Annotated in this window: 20 protein-coding genes; 17 read left to right on the top strand and 3 right to left on the bottom strand. The window is 35.6% G+C overall.

Going from position 1 to position 18,135, the window contains the following annotated elements; genetic code table 11:
- Positions 1–8 precede the first annotated feature (8 nt).
- From DCS95_RS06115 to DCS95_RS06105, 3 genes are all read left to right on the top strand, one after another.
- Positions 9–1,319: an ABC1 kinase family protein gene (locus DCS95_RS06115; RefSeq protein WP_116769892.1), complete on the top strand. Its 1,311-nt coding sequence runs from the start codon at positions 9–11 to the stop codon at positions 1,317–1,319.
- A gap of 112 nt (positions 1,320–1,431) precedes the next feature.
- On the top strand, positions 1,432–2,442 hold the full coding sequence (locus DCS95_RS06110) for a 3-oxoacyl-ACP synthase III family protein (protein ID WP_116769891.1): 1,011 nt from the start codon (positions 1,432–1,434) through the stop codon (positions 2,440–2,442).
- Positions 2,443–2,841: 399 nt separating this feature from the next.
- Entirely contained in the window at positions 2,842–3,201 is a 360-nt protein-coding gene (locus tag DCS95_RS06105) for a CoA-binding protein (RefSeq protein ID WP_116769890.1), read from the top strand.
- Here the strand turns inward: DCS95_RS06105 and DCS95_RS06100 are convergent.
- Positions 3,198–4,685, bottom strand: coding sequence for a sodium:solute symporter (locus tag DCS95_RS06100; protein ID WP_116769889.1), 1,488 nt, complete (start codon positions 4,683–4,685; stop codon positions 3,198–3,200). The genes DCS95_RS06105 and DCS95_RS06100 overlap by 4 nt on opposite strands.
- 196 nt (positions 4,686–4,881) lie before the next feature.
- Between DCS95_RS06100 and recR the strand changes: the two genes are divergently transcribed.
- The 14 genes from recR (at position 4,882) to DCS95_RS06030 (ending at position 16,278) form a co-directional block, all read left to right on the top strand.
- Positions 4,882–5,502 (top strand): recombination mediator RecR, encoded by a 621-nt coding sequence (gene recR, locus DCS95_RS06095; RefSeq protein WP_116769888.1) that lies wholly within the window; start codon positions 4,882–4,884, stop codon positions 5,500–5,502.
- A gap of 90 nt (positions 5,503–5,592) precedes the next feature.
- On the top strand, positions 5,593–7,035 hold the full coding sequence (locus DCS95_RS06090; protein ID WP_116769887.1) for a dihydrolipoamide acetyltransferase family protein: 1,443 nt from the start codon (positions 5,593–5,595) through the stop codon (positions 7,033–7,035).
- A 168-nt stretch (positions 7,036–7,203) separates the two neighbouring features.
- Positions 7,204–7,980 (top strand): 3'-5' exonuclease, encoded by a 777-nt coding sequence (locus DCS95_RS06085; RefSeq protein WP_116769886.1) that lies wholly within the window; start codon positions 7,204–7,206, stop codon positions 7,978–7,980.
- 1 nt (position 7,981) lies between these two features.
- Positions 7,982–8,896: a carboxypeptidase-like regulatory domain-containing protein gene (locus DCS95_RS06080; RefSeq protein ID WP_116769885.1), complete on the top strand. Its 915-nt coding sequence runs from the start codon at positions 7,982–7,984 to the stop codon at positions 8,894–8,896.
- A 6-nt stretch (positions 8,897–8,902) separates the two neighbouring features.
- Positions 8,903–9,514, top strand: coding sequence for a fumarylacetoacetate hydrolase family protein (locus tag DCS95_RS06075; RefSeq protein WP_116769884.1), 612 nt, complete (start codon positions 8,903–8,905; stop codon positions 9,512–9,514).
- On the top strand, positions 9,514–9,852 hold the full coding sequence (locus tag DCS95_RS06070; protein ID WP_116769883.1) for an Hpt domain-containing protein: 339 nt from the start codon (positions 9,514–9,516) through the stop codon (positions 9,850–9,852). The genes DCS95_RS06075 and DCS95_RS06070 overlap by 1 nt, the downstream gene beginning before the upstream one ends.
- The gene (locus DCS95_RS06065; protein WP_116769882.1) at positions 9,852–11,102 is read left to right on the top strand and encodes a competence/damage-inducible protein A; all 1,251 of its coding nucleotides are present in this window, start codon (positions 9,852–9,854) and stop codon (positions 11,100–11,102) included. Before DCS95_RS06070 ends, DCS95_RS06065 begins: the two co-directional genes overlap by 1 nt.
- A gap of 69 nt (positions 11,103–11,171) precedes the next feature.
- Positions 11,172–11,411 (top strand): 50S ribosomal protein L28, encoded by a 240-nt coding sequence (gene rpmB, locus DCS95_RS06060; protein ID WP_036155860.1) that lies wholly within the window; start codon positions 11,172–11,174, stop codon positions 11,409–11,411.
- Between the two features lie 21 nt (positions 11,412–11,432).
- Entirely contained in the window at positions 11,433–11,615 is a 183-nt protein-coding gene (gene rpmG, locus DCS95_RS06055; protein ID WP_058105695.1) for a 50S ribosomal protein L33, read from the top strand.
- 36 nt (positions 11,616–11,651) lie between these two features.
- Positions 11,652–11,804 (top strand): DUF4295 domain-containing protein, encoded by a 153-nt coding sequence (locus DCS95_RS06050; protein WP_071340023.1) that lies wholly within the window; start codon positions 11,652–11,654, stop codon positions 11,802–11,804.
- Between the two features lie 86 nt (positions 11,805–11,890).
- Positions 11,891–12,847 carry a signal recognition particle-docking protein FtsY gene (gene ftsY, locus DCS95_RS06045; protein ID WP_116769881.1) on the top strand — a complete coding sequence of 319 codons (957 nt, stop codon included), beginning with the start codon at positions 11,891–11,893 and terminating at the stop codon, positions 12,845–12,847.
- Positions 12,848–12,906: 59 nt separating this feature from the next.
- A complete protein-coding gene (locus DCS95_RS06040) occupies positions 12,907–13,731 on the top strand; it encodes a DUF2911 domain-containing protein (RefSeq protein WP_116769880.1) in 825 nt (274 codons plus the stop codon).
- 4 nt (positions 13,732–13,735) lie between these two features.
- Positions 13,736–15,418 carry an amidase family protein gene (locus DCS95_RS06035; RefSeq protein WP_116769879.1) on the top strand — a complete coding sequence of 561 codons (1,683 nt, stop codon included), beginning with the start codon at positions 13,736–13,738 and terminating at the stop codon, positions 15,416–15,418.
- Between the two features lie 14 nt (positions 15,419–15,432).
- Positions 15,433–16,278, top strand: a complete 846-nt coding sequence (locus DCS95_RS06030) for a metallophosphoesterase (protein WP_116769878.1) — start codon at positions 15,433–15,435, stop codon at positions 16,276–16,278.
- Between the two features lie 10 nt (positions 16,279–16,288).
- On the opposite strand, the gene DCS95_RS06025 is transcribed toward DCS95_RS06030, so the two are convergent.
- Together DCS95_RS06025 and DCS95_RS06020 are read right to left on the bottom strand one after the other, a co-directional pair.
- Complete coding sequence (locus DCS95_RS06025; RefSeq protein ID WP_116769877.1) at positions 16,289–16,891, bottom strand: nitroreductase family protein; 603 nt, start codon at positions 16,889–16,891, stop codon at positions 16,289–16,291.
- A 78-nt stretch (positions 16,892–16,969) separates the two neighbouring features.
- The gene (locus DCS95_RS06020; RefSeq protein ID WP_116769876.1) at positions 16,970–18,091 is read right to left on the bottom strand and encodes a serine hydrolase domain-containing protein; all 1,122 of its coding nucleotides are present in this window, start codon (positions 18,089–18,091) and stop codon (positions 16,970–16,972) included.
- Positions 18,092–18,135 lie beyond the last annotated feature (44 nt).

The following is an 18,135-nucleotide window of genomic DNA, read 5'->3' as shown; positions in this document are numbered from 1 at the left end:
TAAAGGCTATGAAGACCCTTGATAAAATACCTACAGGAAAAATAGAACGTGCCAGTAAATTGGTGAAAACCGGTGCTAAAATAGGAGGTAATTATGCCAAATATTTCGGCAAAAAAATTATCAATCCAGAAACTACAAAAGACGAACTGAACGAAGATAATGCCGCAGATATTTATGACGGCTTAAAATCTTTGAAAGGTAGTGCATTGAAAGTAGCTCAAATGTTGAGCATGGAAAAGAACCTGCTACCCAATGCCTATGTAGAGAAGTTTTCGTTATCACAATTTTCAGTTCCCCCTTTATCTGCACCCTTGGTAAGAAAAACATTTAAGAAATACCTAGATAAATACCCTGAAGAAGTTTTTGATACTTTCGATAAAGACTCCATAAATGCAGCAAGTATTGGGCAGGTACATAGGGCTACAAAAAATGGAAAAACGTTAGCGGTTAAAATTCAATACCCAGGTGTGGCGCAAAGTATAAGTAGCGATTTGGCTATAGTGAAGCCAATTGCTATTCGAATGTTCAATCTACAAGGAAAGGATTCTGACAAATATTTTAAAGAAGTTGAGAATAAACTCGTAGAAGAGACAGATTATGTTTTGGAGGTTGCGCAAAGTAAAGAAATTACAGAAGCGTGCAGGGTGATACCTAATATTAATTTTCCCCAGTATTATACAGACTTGTCCAGCGAAAGTATTATTACCATGGATTGGATGTCAGGTAAGCACCTTAGTGAGTTTACCAAGACCAACTTTTCACAAGAAACCGGAAATAAGCTGGGGCAAGCCTTATGGGATTTTTATATGTTTCAAATCCATGGACTTAAAAAAGTACACGCAGATCCACATCCGGGCAATTTTTTGGTAAATGATGCCGATGAGCTTATTGCCATTGATTTTGGATGTATAAAAGAAGTGCCCGATAGTTTCTATGTGCCTTATTTTGAATTGGCAAAACCTGAAAATATTTCCAACGATAAAATATTTACCGAAAAGTTATATCAATTGGAAATATTAATGCCAACGGATAGTGCTGAAGAAATTTTATTTTTTAAAACGATATTTCACCAATTGTTAAGTTTGTTTACATCACCTTTTCACAAAGAGGAATTCAATTTTGGTGATGAGGTTTTCTGGGGTAAAATTGCAGATTTGGGAGAACAGTTTTCTTCAGATAAGCAAATAAGAAAAATGAACGGTAACAGGGGGTCGAAGCATTTTTTATATATGAACCGTACCTTTTTTGGACTATACAATCTACTACACGATCTAAGGGCAAATATAAAAGTCAATAATTTCAAGCAATACCTAAGCTGATTACTAACTATCTTATTGTCAGTGTTTGTTACATTTTTAAGGTGAATTCTTAATTGTTGTTTATATTGCAACACTAATTCTTCCTGAAGTTTATCAGGATTAAAAAATTACTATGTATAATTCAAAAATAATTGGCTTAGGTCATTATGTACCTGAAAATGTGGTGACGAATGACGATTTGTCTAAGGTTATGGATACAAACGATGCTTGGATCCAAGAAAGAACCGGTATCAAAGAAAGAAGACATGTAGTTAAGGGAGATGGTGATACTACAACTACAATGGGTGTAAAGGCGGCGAAGGTTGCCATAGAAAGAGCGGGTATAGATAAAGATGATATTGATTTTATCGTCTTTGCCACTTTAAGTCCTGATTACTATTTTCCTGGTCCGGGTGTTTTAGTGCAAAGAGATTTAGGAATTAAGACCGTAGGAGCATTAGACGTACGTAACCAGTGTTCAGGTTTCGTATATGCAGTATCAATAGCAGACCAATATATAAAAACTGGCATGTACAAAAATGTACTGGTCATTGGTTCAGAACTGCACTCTCATGGTTTGGATATGACAACGAGGGGTAGAAGCGTATCTGTAATTTTCGGAGATGGTGCAGGTGCAGCCGTACTTACCAGAGAAGAAGACACAACTAAAGGTATTTTGTCTACACATTTACATTCAGAAGGTCAGCATGCAGAAGAACTTTCGTTGATAGCGCCAGGTATGGGTAATAGATGGGTTACCGATATTATGGAAGATAACGATCCTAATGATGAGTCTTACTTTCCGTACATGAACGGACAGTTTGTGTTCAAGAATGCTGTGGTGCGTTTCAGTGAGGTTATAGTAGAAGGTCTAGAAAAGAATAAATTGAATGCAACAGATATTGATCTTTTAGTGCCGCACCAAGCTAACTTGAGAATATCTCAGTTTATTCAAAAGAAATTTCAGTTAAACGATGACCAAGTTTTCAATAATATTATGAAATATGGTAATACTACTGCTGCATCTATTCCTATTGCACTTACAGAGGCATGGGAAGCAGGTAAGGTGAAAAGTGGCGATTTAGTAGTATTGGCTGCATTTGGTAGTGGTTTTACCTGGGGCAGTGTCATCATAAGATGGTAAAATAAAGCACCCATAGATTATTGCTATGGGTGCTATATAGTTTTACCTAATAAGAAAAAACCAACCAATCTTCAATATTAAATATCACTATACATAGTAATAGACGTATTTAACTTTCAATTGTTACTAAAGGTGAGCAATTCTATTGGGCTAAATTATAGGTTAGGATAAAAATAAATTTTTTAGAGGTAAGCTTTAAAAGAAGAAACCCGGACATTCCAAAATAAATTGGAAGCCGGGCTTCAAATGCTGATAGGCTATACTAAACACTAACCATTAACTATAAACATATAGCGTTACCAACAATATTTTTATACTCGTAAGAGTATTTAACTTTACTAATAGACGAAATATTGCCTAAATAGTTACATATATGTATACTTTTAACATTTTTTTATTATGAAAAAGACCCTGGTATTCGGTGCCTCCTTAAAACCAAATCGATATAGCAATTTAGCAATACATAGACTGGTAGATTCGGGGGTGGAAACCTTAGCTTTTGGATTAAGAGAAGGAAAGGTTTCAGGAGTCAATATCAGTAATAAGTTAGACAAAATTAATGATATTCATACAATAACCCTATATATTAACCCAAAAAGACAAGAAGAATATTATAATAAAATTGTTTCCCTAGCTCCTAAAAGGGTCATTTTTAACCCGGGAACAGAAAACCCTGAGTTATATAATATATTGAAAAACAATAACATAGATGTTGAAGTTGCTTGTACGCTAGTCCTTTTGAGTACCGGTCAATATTAAGCAATGTCACCAATACTTGGTGATGTATTTTTCTTACGAATTAACCATAATCCTACAAAGGTTAGTAGTCCGTTTAATGGTAAAAGTTCGTAGCCAAATACGTAGCCACCTAAATATTCAACCGGTAATTTTGCCAAAAGTAAAATAATGGACACGCAAACCAGGGCAACTACCCAAACGTATTTGTCTTTTACTTGATGTTTTGTGAAAATCCCGAAAGAGAACAGACCTAATAATGGCCCATAAGTATAAGATGCTACGGTAAGTAAGCCGTCTATAACATTTCTATCCAGAATATATTTAAATGATATTACCACAATTATTAGCAGTACGCTCATGCCAATATGTGTAAATCTACGAGTCTTTTTGGCAACTGATTCCGGTTTCTTTTCGGTGTTCAGAAAATCTACACAAAAAGAGGTGGTCAGTGAGGTAAGTGCGCTATCTGCGCTACTATACGCCGCTGCAATTAGCCCTAACATAAAAGTAACGGCAACCGTAATGCCCAAACCGCTGTTTAATGCAATTTCAGGGAACAATAAATCAGACTTTGGCGTACCGTCCATAAGCGGTATGGCAATATTATAGGCATCTGCATAGATAAAAAGTAATGCTCCTAGAAGCATGAATACGAAAGTTACAATAACTAGAACAATGCTAAAACTGACCATGTTCTTTTGCGCTTCACCCAAGTTTCTGCAGGTAAGATTTTTTTGCATCATATCTTGATCAAGTCCGGTCATACAAATAGTAATGAACATACCGCCGAGAAAAGATTTTAATAAATGATTTTTAGAAGATAAATCGTCAGTAAAAAAGGTCTTGCTGTATTGCCCTAATTCCGGGGAATTTAAAAACTCGATAAATGTCCAATCCATTTTATCCAGAATAAAGTAAATGGAAAGACCTACCGAAATCAACATAAATAGCGTTTGTAAGGTATCTGTCCAAACGATTGTTTTTATTCCTCCTTTAAAAGTATAGATCCAAATAAGCAGTATAGAAAGAATAACCGTTATTTCAAAAGGAACGTTCCAAGCATCAAAAACAAACTGTTGAAGTACAATTGCTACCAAGAATAACCTAAAAGCAGCGCCAAGAACTCTAGAGATGAAAAATGAAACAGCACCTACCTTGTAACTCACAAAGCCGAATCTATTATCTAAGTATTCATAAATAGAAGTTACATTATGTTTGTAGTATATAGGAAGAAGTATAAAAGCGGTAACCAAGTATCCCAGAAAATATCCAAAAACCACCTGCAGATAGCTAAACTGTGAAGTTTCTACCCAGCCAGGCACAGAGATAAAGGTTACACCAGATAGTGAAGCGCCTATCATACCAAAAGCCACCAAGTACCATGGAGATTGCTTTCCGGCTTTAAAAAAATCTTCGTTAGAATCGTTTCTCCCTGTAAAATAAGAAATGATCAAGAGTAATACGAAATAACCCGAAATAAGCAATAGAATGTGCGAGGCGTTCATGAATTCTAATTTGCCGGCAAATTACAAAAAGTTAAAAGACGAATTATCAAGAGGTGCTATCTTAAAGCGAATGGGCTATCTTAAAATTTTTAAAAGCAGACCATTGATAAGGTATATATGGTAGTATGTTAAATTTTAAGAAAACTATACCATACCCTTAATAAGTTTAATCGTAAATTTATGGCCATATTTAACTATGGATTTTTCGTCTAAATTATTGGAAAATGCAGTATACGAGGTCTCGCAATTACCGGGTATTGGTAAGCGTACGGCTTTACGTTTGGTGCTTCATTTATTAAAACAGCCAGAACAGCGAACCAATAATTTGGCTACATCACTAGTAGATTTAAGAAGTAAAATACAGTTTTGTGAAAACTGTCATAATATATCCGATACGGCACTGTGCGAAATTTGCGCCAATGCGAAAAGAGATGATTCTCTGGTATGTGTTGTAGAGGATATTAGAGATGTAATGGCTATAGAAAATACCGGGCAATTTAGAGGTAAGTATCATGTACTTGGCGGTAAAATATCACCAATGGAAGGTGTAGGGCCTCAAAATTTGAAAATTGGAAGCTTGGTAGATAAAGTAAAGAGCGGCGTAATAAAGGAGCTTATTTTTGCGTTGAGTTCTACCATGGAGGGTGATACCACTAATTTTTATATTTTTAGACAGATAGAAGGTCTTGATGTTAAAACTTCTACAATTGCAAGAGGTATAGCGGTTGGTGATGAACTGGAATATGCAGATGAGGTAACCTTGGGGAGGAGTATTTTGAACAGAGTGCCTTTTGAAGGTTCGCTACGGCAAGATTAACTCTTGATTTTTAGTTAAGTATCAATAAAAAGGTATTTATTTTATTATTTTTGTAAATATTGCAAACAAAACAAGCATTAAATTATCGATATGTCAAAATTTGAATTGAAACTACCACGAATGGGAGAGAGTGTTGCAGAAGCAACATTAACGTCATGGTTGAAAGAGGTAGGTGATACGATTGAGATGGACGAGCCCATTTTCGAAATTGCAACAGATAAGGTTGACAGTGAAGTGCCTAGCGAGGTAGATGGCGTTTTAATTGAAAAATGTTTTAATGTTGATGATGTTGTAGAAGTTGGGCAAACCGTAGCTATAATTCAGGTTGGTGATGATGTTGATGTTACTGAACCTGAGCAAACGGTAAAAGATGTTGAAGAAGAGGAAGAACCTGTACTGCAAGAAATGGTCTCTGCTGCTGAATCTGCAGTTATGCATGCCAGAGCACAAACATCGGTAGCGCAATTGAACGGAACTTCGGATCGCTTTTATTCTCCATTGGTAAAGAATATAGCGAGACAAGAAGGTATTTCTTTTGATGAATTGGAGACGATTACAGGAACCGGAAAGGACGGAAGGGTTACAAAAGATGATATTTTAAACTATGTAAAAAAAGGAGGTAGTACCTCGGTAGAAAAAACCACGGCACCAGAAACTGCGGCTGTTCAAGAACGTGAAGCCGTATCGAAAAAAGTGGCTACACCAGAAAAGGTAGCTGCCCCTGTAAAAGAAGAAGCACCGGCACCTTCTGTTTCTGCAAAGGCGGCACCTGCTGCTGCAAAAGAAGCGCCAGTTCAAGAAAAACCTAAAACACAGATTACTCGTGGAGATGAAGTAATACCAATGACGAGAATGGGCAAGCTAATTGCCAAGCATATGACGGATAGTGTTTCAACATCTGCACATGTACAAAGTTTTATTGAGGTAGACGTAACAAATATTGTTACTTGGAGAAATAAAATAAAAGACGTTTTCTTCAAAAGGGAAGGTGAGAAATTTACGTACACGCCAATTTTTATGGAAGCTGTTGCCAAGGCTTTGAAGAAATATCCTATGATGAATATATCGGTAGACGGTGATAGCGTAATTAAAAAGAAAAATATTAATATAGGTATGGCAGCTGCCTTACCAGATGGTAATTTAATTGTTCCGGTGATAAAAAACGCAGATCAATTGAACCTTACCGGGTTGGCTAAGGTCGTAAATGATTTAGCTGATCGCTCTAGAAATAATGCTTTAAAGCCCGATGAGGTTCAAGGTGGTACATATACGGTTACTAACGTAGGTACATTTGGTAGTGTTTTTGGAACTCCAATAATCAACCAGCCTCAAGTAGGTATTTTAGCATTGGGCGCAATTAGAAAAATACCGTCGGTAATAGAAACGGCAGAAGGAGATGTAATAGCCGTTCGTAGTAAAATGTATTTGTCCCATAGTTATGACCATAGGGTGGTTAACGGTGCGCTAGGTAGCATGTTCGCTAAAGCGGTAGCTGATTATCTAGAGAATTGGGATGTGAATAGAGAAGTATAAGTATTTAAATTTTAAAATTAATAGCGCCCCGTTATACTCTTATAGCGGGGCGTTTTGTTATTTAGAATGTTGACTTATATAGAGTTATGTCTTTAAATAAAAATTTATCAATGCTAACTTTATGTGCCTAAAAAACGAAAAGGTATATTTGTTAAAAGTAGAACTCGTATGGAATTAAAGCTTACCAGACCCATTTGTTTCTTTGACTTGGAGACAACAGGTGTAAATGTGGCAAAAGATCGTATTGTTGAAATTGCAATATTAAAAGTATACCCTAATGGAAATAAGGAGAGTAAAACATGGCTGGTTAATCCGGAAATGACAATTCCCGAAGAGGTTATTGCCGTTCATGGTATTACAAATGAAAAAGTGGCTAATGAGCCAACATTTAAAGAGCTATCCAAAGAAATATATAAAATGATCAAGGATAGCGACCTTGGTGGTTTTAATTCAGATAGGTTTGATATTCCTTTGCTTGCAGAAGAGCTATTGCGGGCAGGCATTGATTTTGATATGAAAAACACGGTATCCGTTGATGTGCAGACCATTTTTCATAAAATGGAAAAACGTACCCTAGAAGCTGCTTATAAGTTCTATTGTGATAAAGACCTTACCGATGCACATAGTGCGGCAGCAGATACCAATGCTACATATGAAGTATTGCTCTCGCAATTGGACAGGTATCCCGATTTAGAGAATAATATTAAAAAATTATCGGAGTTTTCAAGAAGAAAGCAATCGGTAGATTTCGCAGGTTTTATTGCGTTAGATGAAAATGGGGAAGAAATATTTGCATTTGGTAAGCATAAGGGCAAAAAAGTACATGACGTATTAGAAAATGAACCGGGCTATTTTGGTTGGATGTTGAATGCAGATTTTCCGTTATATACCAAAAAAATACTCACGCAAATCAAGTTAAGTAAGCTAAATAACAAGCTGAGTTGATATGCGTACCCTTGTCGTAATTTTTTTATTTGTCTTTTGTGCTGGTCACGCTCAAGAGGTGTTGGTTGAAGGACATGTATTGGACGAAAAATCAAAAACCCCAGTACCTTATGCTAATGTTAGTTTTTTAAAAACCCTAAAGGGAACATCTAGTGATGAAGAGGGGTATTTTTATATTGATGTTCCAGAATCTTATTTAGAACGGCAAGTACATATTTCTGCACTAGGTTTTAAAGACACTATTGTACCAGCTAAGATTATTTCTCAAAAGAAAAAAATACATCTTAAAGAAGAAACTTTTGAACTAGAGGAAGTAGTTGTGTCACAAAGCTTAGGAGACTCACAGGTATTGAACCCGGTAAGTTCTTATAGTATAAAAAGTGGATTTTCATCGGCTGAGACACCTTGGGTGTTGGCATTGTATTTTCCTAATCTGGGTGCGGCCAAAAAATTTATAGAGAAAATAACCATACATGTTCAGCAGAATAGTAAATTTAAAAGAGCATCGTCCAAGTTTAGGCTACGTGTATATGATGTGGATAAGGAAACACGAAAACCAACCCACGATCTAATTCGCAAAAGTATTATTTTAGAGAGTTCTGCAACAGAGGATTTTGTTTCAATTGATCTCTCTAGTATGAATATTAAAATGCCAAATGAAGGAGTCTATATTGGTTTAGAGTGGTTGTTTTTACCATATAATTGGTATACAAATACCTACAAACATGCTATTACGAATAAAAAAGTGATTGAAGATAGGTTTGCGCCTACATTTGCTGCAGTATATCAAAAGAACCAAAATTTTAAAACAATGGTTTATGGTATGGGGGAATGGAGTGATTTTGCGATTAAAGCTCCAGGTAACAATGAGAATTTAATACCGGCGGTAAGTTTAAAATTGTCTAAGAAAAGATAAATTGATATGAAGATTATATGCATAGGCAGAAATTATACTGCACATATTAATGAACTTGAAAATGAAAAACCAGAAGAACCGGTTGTTTTTATAAAACCAGATTCATCGGTATTGCCAAAACAACAGGATTTTTATATTCCAGAATTTTCAAATGATGTGCATTATGAAGTTGAGGTTTTGGTGAAAATAAAGAAAGTAGGGAAGCATATCAGTAAAGAGTTTGCTCCAACATACTACGATGAAGTTGGGTTGGGTATTGATTTTACGGCAAGAGATTTACAATCTAAACTAAAGGAAAAAGGTTTGCCTTGGGAAAAAGCTAAAGGTTTTGATGGCGCTGCCGTTATAGGTGAGTGGTTACCAAAAAAGGATTTTAAAGATATTAATGACTTGAATTTTAAGTTGGTAAAAAATAATGAGATAGTTCAAGAAGGTAATACTAGTTTAATGCTTTGGAAGATTGATGAAATTATTGCCTATGTTTCAACATTCTTTATGTTGAAAAAAGGCGATATTATTTTTACAGGAACTCCTGCCGGTGTTGGCAAAATAAGTCCAAATGACTATCTTTCGGGGAGTTTGGAAGATAAAGAACTTTTTACCTTAAAAATTAAATAATGATTTATAACCTTGATAAGATTAATGAGATGGCAGAAGGAGATCAGGATTTTATAAATTCTGTTATTTCTGTTTTTTTGGAAGAAGTACCCGAGGATTTAGAAGCCTTAGAAAATGCATTGCAAGCCAAAGACCACGACCAAGTATACAAACTTGCCCATAAAATTAAACCTAATGTAGATTTATTGGGTATGGAGCAAACACGAGCTATAGCTTTAGAAATTGAGACATTAGGTAAGCAAGAGGCAAATATGACAGAGATAGAAACAAAGTTTCCTTTGCTAAAGACCGACATCAATCAAGTTGTGGCAGAATTAAAAAATGACTTCCATTTATAATGCTTGCAGAAATTATTACTATTGGCGATGAGATTCTCATTGGTCAAGTTATTGATACCAATTCGGCATTTATAGGAAAAGAGCTTAATAAAATTGGTATTTCGGTATATCAAATAACATCGATACAAGATGAGCGTGTTCATATGTTGAACGCATTTAAAGAAGCATCTGAGCGTGTGGATGTTGTAATAATCACCGGTGGACTTGGTCCAACAAAAGATGATATCACCAAACATACATTATGTGAGTTTTTCAATGATGAACTTATTGAGAACAAACAAGTTTTGGCGCATGTTGAAGAGCTTTTTGCAAAATATATAAGTAATACACCAATTTCCGATATTAATAGAATGCAAGCTTTGGTGCCTAGTAAGGCCGAGGTTTTGCATAATGCCAACGGTACCGCACCCGGTATGTTGATGAGAAAAGGAGAGGTAACATTTGTGTCGTTGCCGGGAGTACCTTTTGAGATGAAGTATTTATTGAAATCATCGGTAATACCCAAGTTGGTAAACTATTACAAGCGACCACATATAATGCATAGAACAATTGTAACCTATGGTATGGGTGAAAGTGCTATTGCAAAACGAATAGAAGCATGGGAAAATGCATTGCCTTCTAATATAAAGTTGGCATATTTACCCAGTTTAGGTAAAGTTAGGCTTCGTTTATCTGGTAAATCGGTCGACTATGACGAGTTGGTCACCGCAATGAATCTACAGAGCGAAAAGCTGTTTCCGTTGATTGAGGATATTGTATATGGTTTAGAAGATGATCAAAGTCTAGAAGAAATAGTAGCTAAATTGTTGATCGATAAAAATTTGACGCTTTCTACGGCTGAAAGTTTTACAGGTGGTATGATCGCAGAGAAACTAACTTCGTTACCTGGGGCATCTGGCTATTTTAAGGGGAGTGTGGTCAGTTATGCTACAGAAGCCAAAATAAATGTATTAAAAGTTCCGGCAGAATTGGTCGATAAACATTCAGTCGTAAGTGCAGAAGTTGCGACCGCAATGGCAAAAGGAGCCAAAAAACTAATGAAAACCGATTTCGCAATTGCAACTACTGGTAATGCCGGACCAACAAAAGGAGACTCAAATGCAGAGGTGGGAACGGTATTTATTGCAGTGGAAGGACCAACATCACAATTTGTACAAGAATTTCAAATGGGAAGCACAAGAGAACGCGTTGTGGAAAAGTCTGTAAATAAGGCATTTGAGCTGCTTCAAAAAGAAATTTTAAAAATGTGAACTTTATTGTTGTTGGAACGATAAAAAAGATATAAATTTGCACCCTGTTTAAAAGAAAAAGTCAGCACGATGTCAAAAGTTTGTGAAATTACGGGAAAGAAGGCGATGTTTGGAAACAATGTTTCGTTTTCAATTAATAAGACAAGAAGAAGATTTGATGTAAATCTTTCTAAGAAGCGTTTTTACATTCCAGAAGAAGACCGTTGGATAACACTTAAAGTTTCTACAAGAGCTTTAAAGAGTATCAATAAGAAAGGTATATCTGCTGTTTTAAAAGAAGCAAAAGCAAAAGGATTCGTAATTAAGTAATCTGGAAAATAGAGCGTTAAGATGGCAAAGAAAGGCAATAGAATACAAGTTATATTAGAGTGTACTGAGCACAAAGAATCTGGTCAACCAGGTACTTCAAGATACATCACTACTAAGAACAAGAAGAATACTCCTGAGAGATTGGAAATTAAAAAATTCAATCCTATTCTTAAGAGAATGACCGTTCATAAAGAAATTAAATAGATTTTCATTTTAGAGGATCACAAAAAAATATAAGTCATGGCTAAGAAGACCGTAGCAAGTTTACAGACAAGTTCTAAAAGATTGACAAAAGCTATAAAAATGGTTAAGTCACCAAAATCGGGTGCTTACGTTTTTGTTGAGCAAGTAATGCCACCAGAATTGGTAGATGCTTGGATAGCTAAGAAATAAGAATTATAACTTTTAGTAGTTATTGAGCCCCTTTCCTACGAAAGGGGCTTTTTAATTTTTATATTTGAACAACTATTTGATGAACAATGAGCTTATTTAAAAAAATATTTTCTTCCCAGAAAAAAGAAACCTTGGATAAAGGTTTGGAAAAAACCAAAACCAGCTTTTTTTCTAAATTAGGTAAAGCGGTAGCCGGTAAGTCAAAAGTAGATGATGATGTATTGGATAATCTTGAAGAAGTACTGGTGTCTTCAGATGTAGGTGTAGATACTACTTTAAAGATTATAGAAAGAATAGAAGCTAGGGTAGCACGTGATAAATATGTTGGTACAGATGAATTAAATGCAATTCTAAGAGCTGAAATTGCAGGGCTTTTATCTGAAACCAATGATGGTGATGTTTCCGATATTCAAATACCAAAAGATAAAAAGCCGTATGTAATTATGGTTGTAGGGGTAAACGGTGTAGGTAAGACTACTACTATTGGTAAGTTGGCACATCGTTTCAAAAATCAAGGATTAAAAGTTGTTCTTGGTGCAGCAGATACTTTTAGAGCTGCAGCAATTGATCAATTGCAGGTTTGGGCAGACCGCGTAGATGTTCCTATTGTAAAACAACAAATGGGCAGTGATCCAGCTTCTGTCGCCTTTGATACCCTTAGTTCTGCCGTAACTCAAGATGCAGACGTTGTAATTATAGATACTGCTGGGCGTTTGCATAACAAGGTGAATCTAATGAACGAATTGACCAAGGTTAAACGTGTTATGCAAAAAGTAGTGGAAGAAACTCCGCATGAGGTATTATTGGTTTTAGATGGTTCTACCGGTCAAAATGCCTTTGAACAAGCTAAACAGTTTACTAAAGCCACTGAGGTAACAGCTTTGGCGATTACCAAATTAGATGGTACGGCAAAAGGTGGTGTGGTAATCGGTATTTCCGATCAATTTAAAATTCCGGTAAAGTATATAGGTGTAGGTGAAGGTATTGAAGATTTACAGGCGTTTAATAAACACGAGTTTGTAGATTCATTCTTTAAAATCTAAAGTTGAGATATTTATACTGCATACTTTCTTTTTTTATATGTAGTTTGAGTTGGGGGCAAATGCTGCACCCAAAAGCTAGTCCTTTTTCTAAGTTAGAGCAAGATGTAGGGCTTTCAAAAATAACGGTTGAGTATTCAAGACCATCTGCAAAAGGTCGTACATTGTTCGGTAATCTACCCAATGGAGAACCTGGCTTAGTGCCTTATGGTCGTATTTGGCGCGTTGGTGCAAACGAATCTACCAAAATTACATTTAGTAACGATGTATTGGTTGGTGGGTATCCCTTAGCAAAAGGTACTTATGCGCTTTATGCGTTTCCAGAAGAGAAGTTATGGGTAATTGTATTTCATAAAAACACCTCGCATTGGGGAGATGGTAGGGATAATTATAATGCAGACGAAGATGCACTTCGAATTACTGTTGAACCTTCAACAATATCTGGTTTTCAAGAAAGTTTTATGATATCGTTCGATGATATAGACCATAACGGAACATATATGAAATGGAACTGGGGTACTACTCAAATTTCTATTCCCATTCATTTTGATACCAAAGCAATTATGGCCGTTCAAATAGCTGAAAAACTTTCAACTTCCCCTACGGCACAAACATATTATGAGATTGCTAGATATTATCAAGAGCAGAATATAAACCGTGCAGAGGCATTAACGTTCGTTGATAAAGCTATTGAATTAGGTGGAGATACATATTACTTTCATAGAGTTCGTTCTTTAATTTTAGCGGATTTAAAAAATTATGAAGAAGCAATACGTGCGGCTAAAATTTCTATGAAGTTAGCGGAGAAGGAGGGTAAAGATGAATTTGTACGTCTAAACAAAAATAATATTGATCGTTGGATAACAACTATAACAATTAAAAACTAGGGTTATGAAAAAGCTTCTTTTGTTATTGGCACTTGTAATGTTGGGTGCTTGTAAGACCGATCAAGATGTAAAAAAGAAAGATGAAGTTATTCTTTGGACTTCCTATAACGATTCCTTGGAAGTAGCAGGTAATGCTGACCATAGTAATAGTCGTATGCGGTACAAATTGATTCAATCTAAAGTACTTGATAAAAATGAAGTTTTTAGACCGTTATATGATGAAGTTTCTAAAATGACCGAATCTGAATATCAGAAATTGCTACCAATGATTTTGGAGCAAGATATCTTTGTTATTAGAAATCATATCAAAGAAGGTAGGCTAACTTATGAGAATCTGGTATTGTTTTATTTATATCGTATTTATAAGTATGAACTCAATAATTCTACCACCTTAAATACCGTAATTGCCCTAAATAAAGAGGTGTTGAAGCAAGCACGTGTATTGGATGAGCAAAATGAAATGGGTGTAGCTACGCAAATGCAACATCCAATTTATGGAATGCCAATATTATTGAAAGATAATATAAATGCTATGGGCATGAAAACAACAGCAGGGTCAATTGCTCTAAAGGATAATAAAACTGAAGATTCATTTATAGTACAGCAGCTAAAAAAGAATGGAGCCTTAATATTGGGCAAAGTGAATTTAAGCGAATGGGCATATTTTTTATGTTCAGGATGCCCGGTAGGTTATAGTGCGTATGGTGGGCAGACACTTAATCCATATGGTCGAAGAATTTTTGAGACAGGTGGTTCCAGTTCTGGCAGTGGTACGGCGGTTACGGCTAATTATGCGGTTGCGGCAGTTGGTACGGAAACATCAGGGTCTATTTTATCACCTAGCAGCCAGAATTCGGTTGTGGGCTTAAAGCCTACCATAGGGCTGTTGAGTAGATCGGGGATTGTACCGATATCGAGTACTTTAGATACACCGGGACCTATGACTAAAAATGTAAAGGACAATGCAATACTACTGTCGGCTATGTTGGGTTATGATGAATTTGATAATGCTTCATTGAAAGAAAACTACCCGGGTATTTTATCCGCTGGTTTACATCCAGAACCTTTTAATGAAATAAGATTAGGAGCTATTAAGGAGCTTATAGATTCCGATAGTATTTATAGAAATACCGTAAAAAGCCTTCAAGAACAAGGTGCTACCATAATAGAAATAGTGCCACCTGAGGTTCGTATGGAAGGATTCTTGAGTATTCTAAATATTGATATGCTCAACGATTTACCGGTGTATTTGAAGCAGAATACAGATACTAATTTTGTAAAGATTGCATCAATTGAGGATGCAGTGGCATTTAACTCTGCAGATTCATTAATTAGAATTCCGTACGGTCAAGCCTTGTTCAATGGAATACTTTCAGATACTACGACTGCAGCAGAGCTGAATGAAATAAAGTCAAATCTAGAAAAAAATGGCCGTGCTTTCTTTGATACAGCAATGGACAAGCATAAACTAGATGCCGTATTGTCCATAAATAATTATCATGCAGGTTATGCCGCGGTCGCCAAATATCCAGCACTTACCATACCTATGGGATATAAATTATCTGGAGAGCCAATTAGTCTTACCTTTATAGGAAAGCAATTCTCAGAAGCCAAATTATTGAGAATAGGTAAGGCATATGAGGAAAAATTTCCGAATAGGGTTATGCCCGAAGACTATGCAAACTAAAGTAATCTTGTAGTATGAAAAGAAGAGGTTTTATAAAAAGAACTTTTCGTTGGGGTGCAGGATTCGGTTTATTGGTCGGTTTATATAGTTGGCAAATAGAACCTTTTTGGTTGAGGTTTGTTCAGATTAAAATGCCTTTGAAAAATTTGCCAGATGCTCTAGTAGGTAAAACATTAATGCAGATCAGTGATGTTCATATAGGTAATGCTTTCGACTATCAATATATTATAGAATCGTTTCAAGAAGCACAAAAGTTGAATCCAGATTTTGTAGTGTATACTGGTGACTATGTAACGTATGAAAATGATGAGCAGATCGTTCAGTTAAAAGAGGTGCTGCAATATGTGGTTAAGGGTACTCTGGGTACTGTAGGTATTCTTGGAAATCATGATTACGGTATTGACTTTGTTGAAGAGCCTGTGGCTAAGATAATTACCGAATGTTTGGAAGATGTTGGGGTTACCATGCTAAGAAACGATGCAGTAGAAATACACGGACTTAATTTTTTAGGGATGGATGATTTTTGGGGAAGTAATTTTTATCCCTTGAAAGCTACTGAACAGTATAAGCCAGAGATGGCAAACATAACCTTATGTCATAATCCGGATGTTTGCGATCTTCCCGTATGGAACAATTTTGAAGGGTGGATACTGTCTGGACATACACATGGCGGACAAGTTAAGCCTCCTTTTTTACCTGCCCCGTTACTGCCTGTAAAAAATAAAAATTACGATGCAGGTATTAAGAAATTGGATGAGGGAAGAACACTTTATATTAATAGTGCTTTAGGGTGCCTACGTCAGGTACGTTTAAATGTAAGACCGGAAATTACATTATTTGAGCTAACGAAAGAGGTGTAATTAACTTTTACTAGTCAATGGATTGAATTATAGTATCAATAGGTAATCTAGATTTTCCAATTAAACTAGGTTGATTGCTATCTTCATTGTCTCGGTACCCAATGGCGACAGAAAATAGAACTTTGTGGTCTTTAATTTTTAGAATGTCCTTATACTTTTCAGGTTCAATACCTTCCATAGGTGTAGAATCTATTTCCATAGATGCACAAGCAGCTAAAAAGAATCCCAGCGTTATGTATACTTGGTGTGTTAGCCAAGTAATGGTTTTTTCTTTAGGTTGTTCTTTAATGAATTGTCGGTAAAAATTAACTGAACCTTGGGGTAAATTTGCTTCTACATGACGTTCAAATTCTTCTAGATTTTCTTGAACACTAAATACTATAAGATGACTGGCATCCTTAATTTTAGGAGCATTGAAAAAAGAGGCATCTGCCAATGCATCTTTCGTTTCTTTATTTGAAACAAATGTAAACAGCCAAGGTTGACTGTTTATAGAAGAAGGACTTAATTTTAAAATTTGTTTTAAATCTTCAATTTGCTTTTGCGAAATTCGCTTTGTAGCATCAAACTTTTTAGTTGTATACCTATTCTCTGCGATGCTTCTAAAATCCATCCTGTAATTTTATACAAAAATAAGCATAGTAATTGCTAAGTCTAAAGAAGAAACCAATTTGTAAGTGAAAAAGTATGGTTATTCTATAATAATATTAATTAACTCCCATAATTCGTTATCAAAACTTGAAGGTCCTAAAAGTTCTTCATTACTGGCTCCGCCCATTCGAACAACAACCAAATCTAGACTGGGCACCATGTAAAGTTTTTGGTCGTTTAATCCAAGTCCGGCATAAAGGTCATCCGGGGCATTTGGTATAAGGCTACCTGTGTATTCTGTTTCAGAACTTGGTAGTCTATAAGTGTTCTTTCCGTTTAACCAATAAAGGTATCCGTATGCCGGATTAAGATTTTGAGAGGTATTGGTCATGGCGTTAAAATAACTTTGGTCAGAAAGAATTGATGTTCCATTCCAATTACCTTCGTTCAAATTAAGAATGCCAAAGCGTGCCATACTTCTTGCAGTACTAAAAAATACATTATTGTAACCAATTTTTATGAACAAGCCTTGCATACCAATTGGTTCTTTGATTTTTTCAGAAAAGTAAGCGTTAAAATCTGTTTCGGTAGCATTTGCAATTACATCATCTAATAATGTATATGGTCCGTTATGATAGTACCAAAATGTACTAGGGTCATTTAGGTATGTTAGACACTCTGGATCAGTGCAAAAAATATCATCAACCGTATAATCCAAACCAGTTGTCATCGTCAACTGATTTTCAATAGTAATATTCAATTCTTGTTCAATGGGCATAGTAGACCATCCTTCACCTAAATAAGAAGAAGTAGGGTCGGTAATATTCAAATAATTTTCCTCTTGAGCAATACCCGTTAACATAGATGTCAAATTTTTTCCTGCAGAATTCCATGCATGATTGTCATCTGACTTAAAATCACCAAAATATTTTTCAATTACAATTCTGCCATCTTTTAAAATGATAAAGGCATCGGTGTTATTATTTTCCAAAAAGAAGTACAAATTGCTAACTTCATCTTCGTTCCAACCTAAACTTTCCATAGTTAGTGTTTTCCATTCGTCAGTTCTTGAAATAGGAGGGAAATAAGTTTCGGTGGGTATCGGTGATACTGCCGGTGGTGTTTCACTTTTATCAGTTTCTGATGAAGGTTCAGAATCGCTCGAACATGAAACTAAAATTGTAGAAAGTATTATTAGGCTGAAATATTGGGAGAATTTCATGATTAATTTAAGATTTGGGTATTGATAAACCGCAATCCATTAAA

The organism is Maribacter litoralis (assembly GCF_003075045.1).
Lineage (GTDB): Bacteria > Bacteroidota > Bacteroidia > Flavobacteriales > Flavobacteriaceae > Maribacter > Maribacter litoralis.
This window is presented reverse-complemented; position numbering and strand designations above follow the sequence as displayed.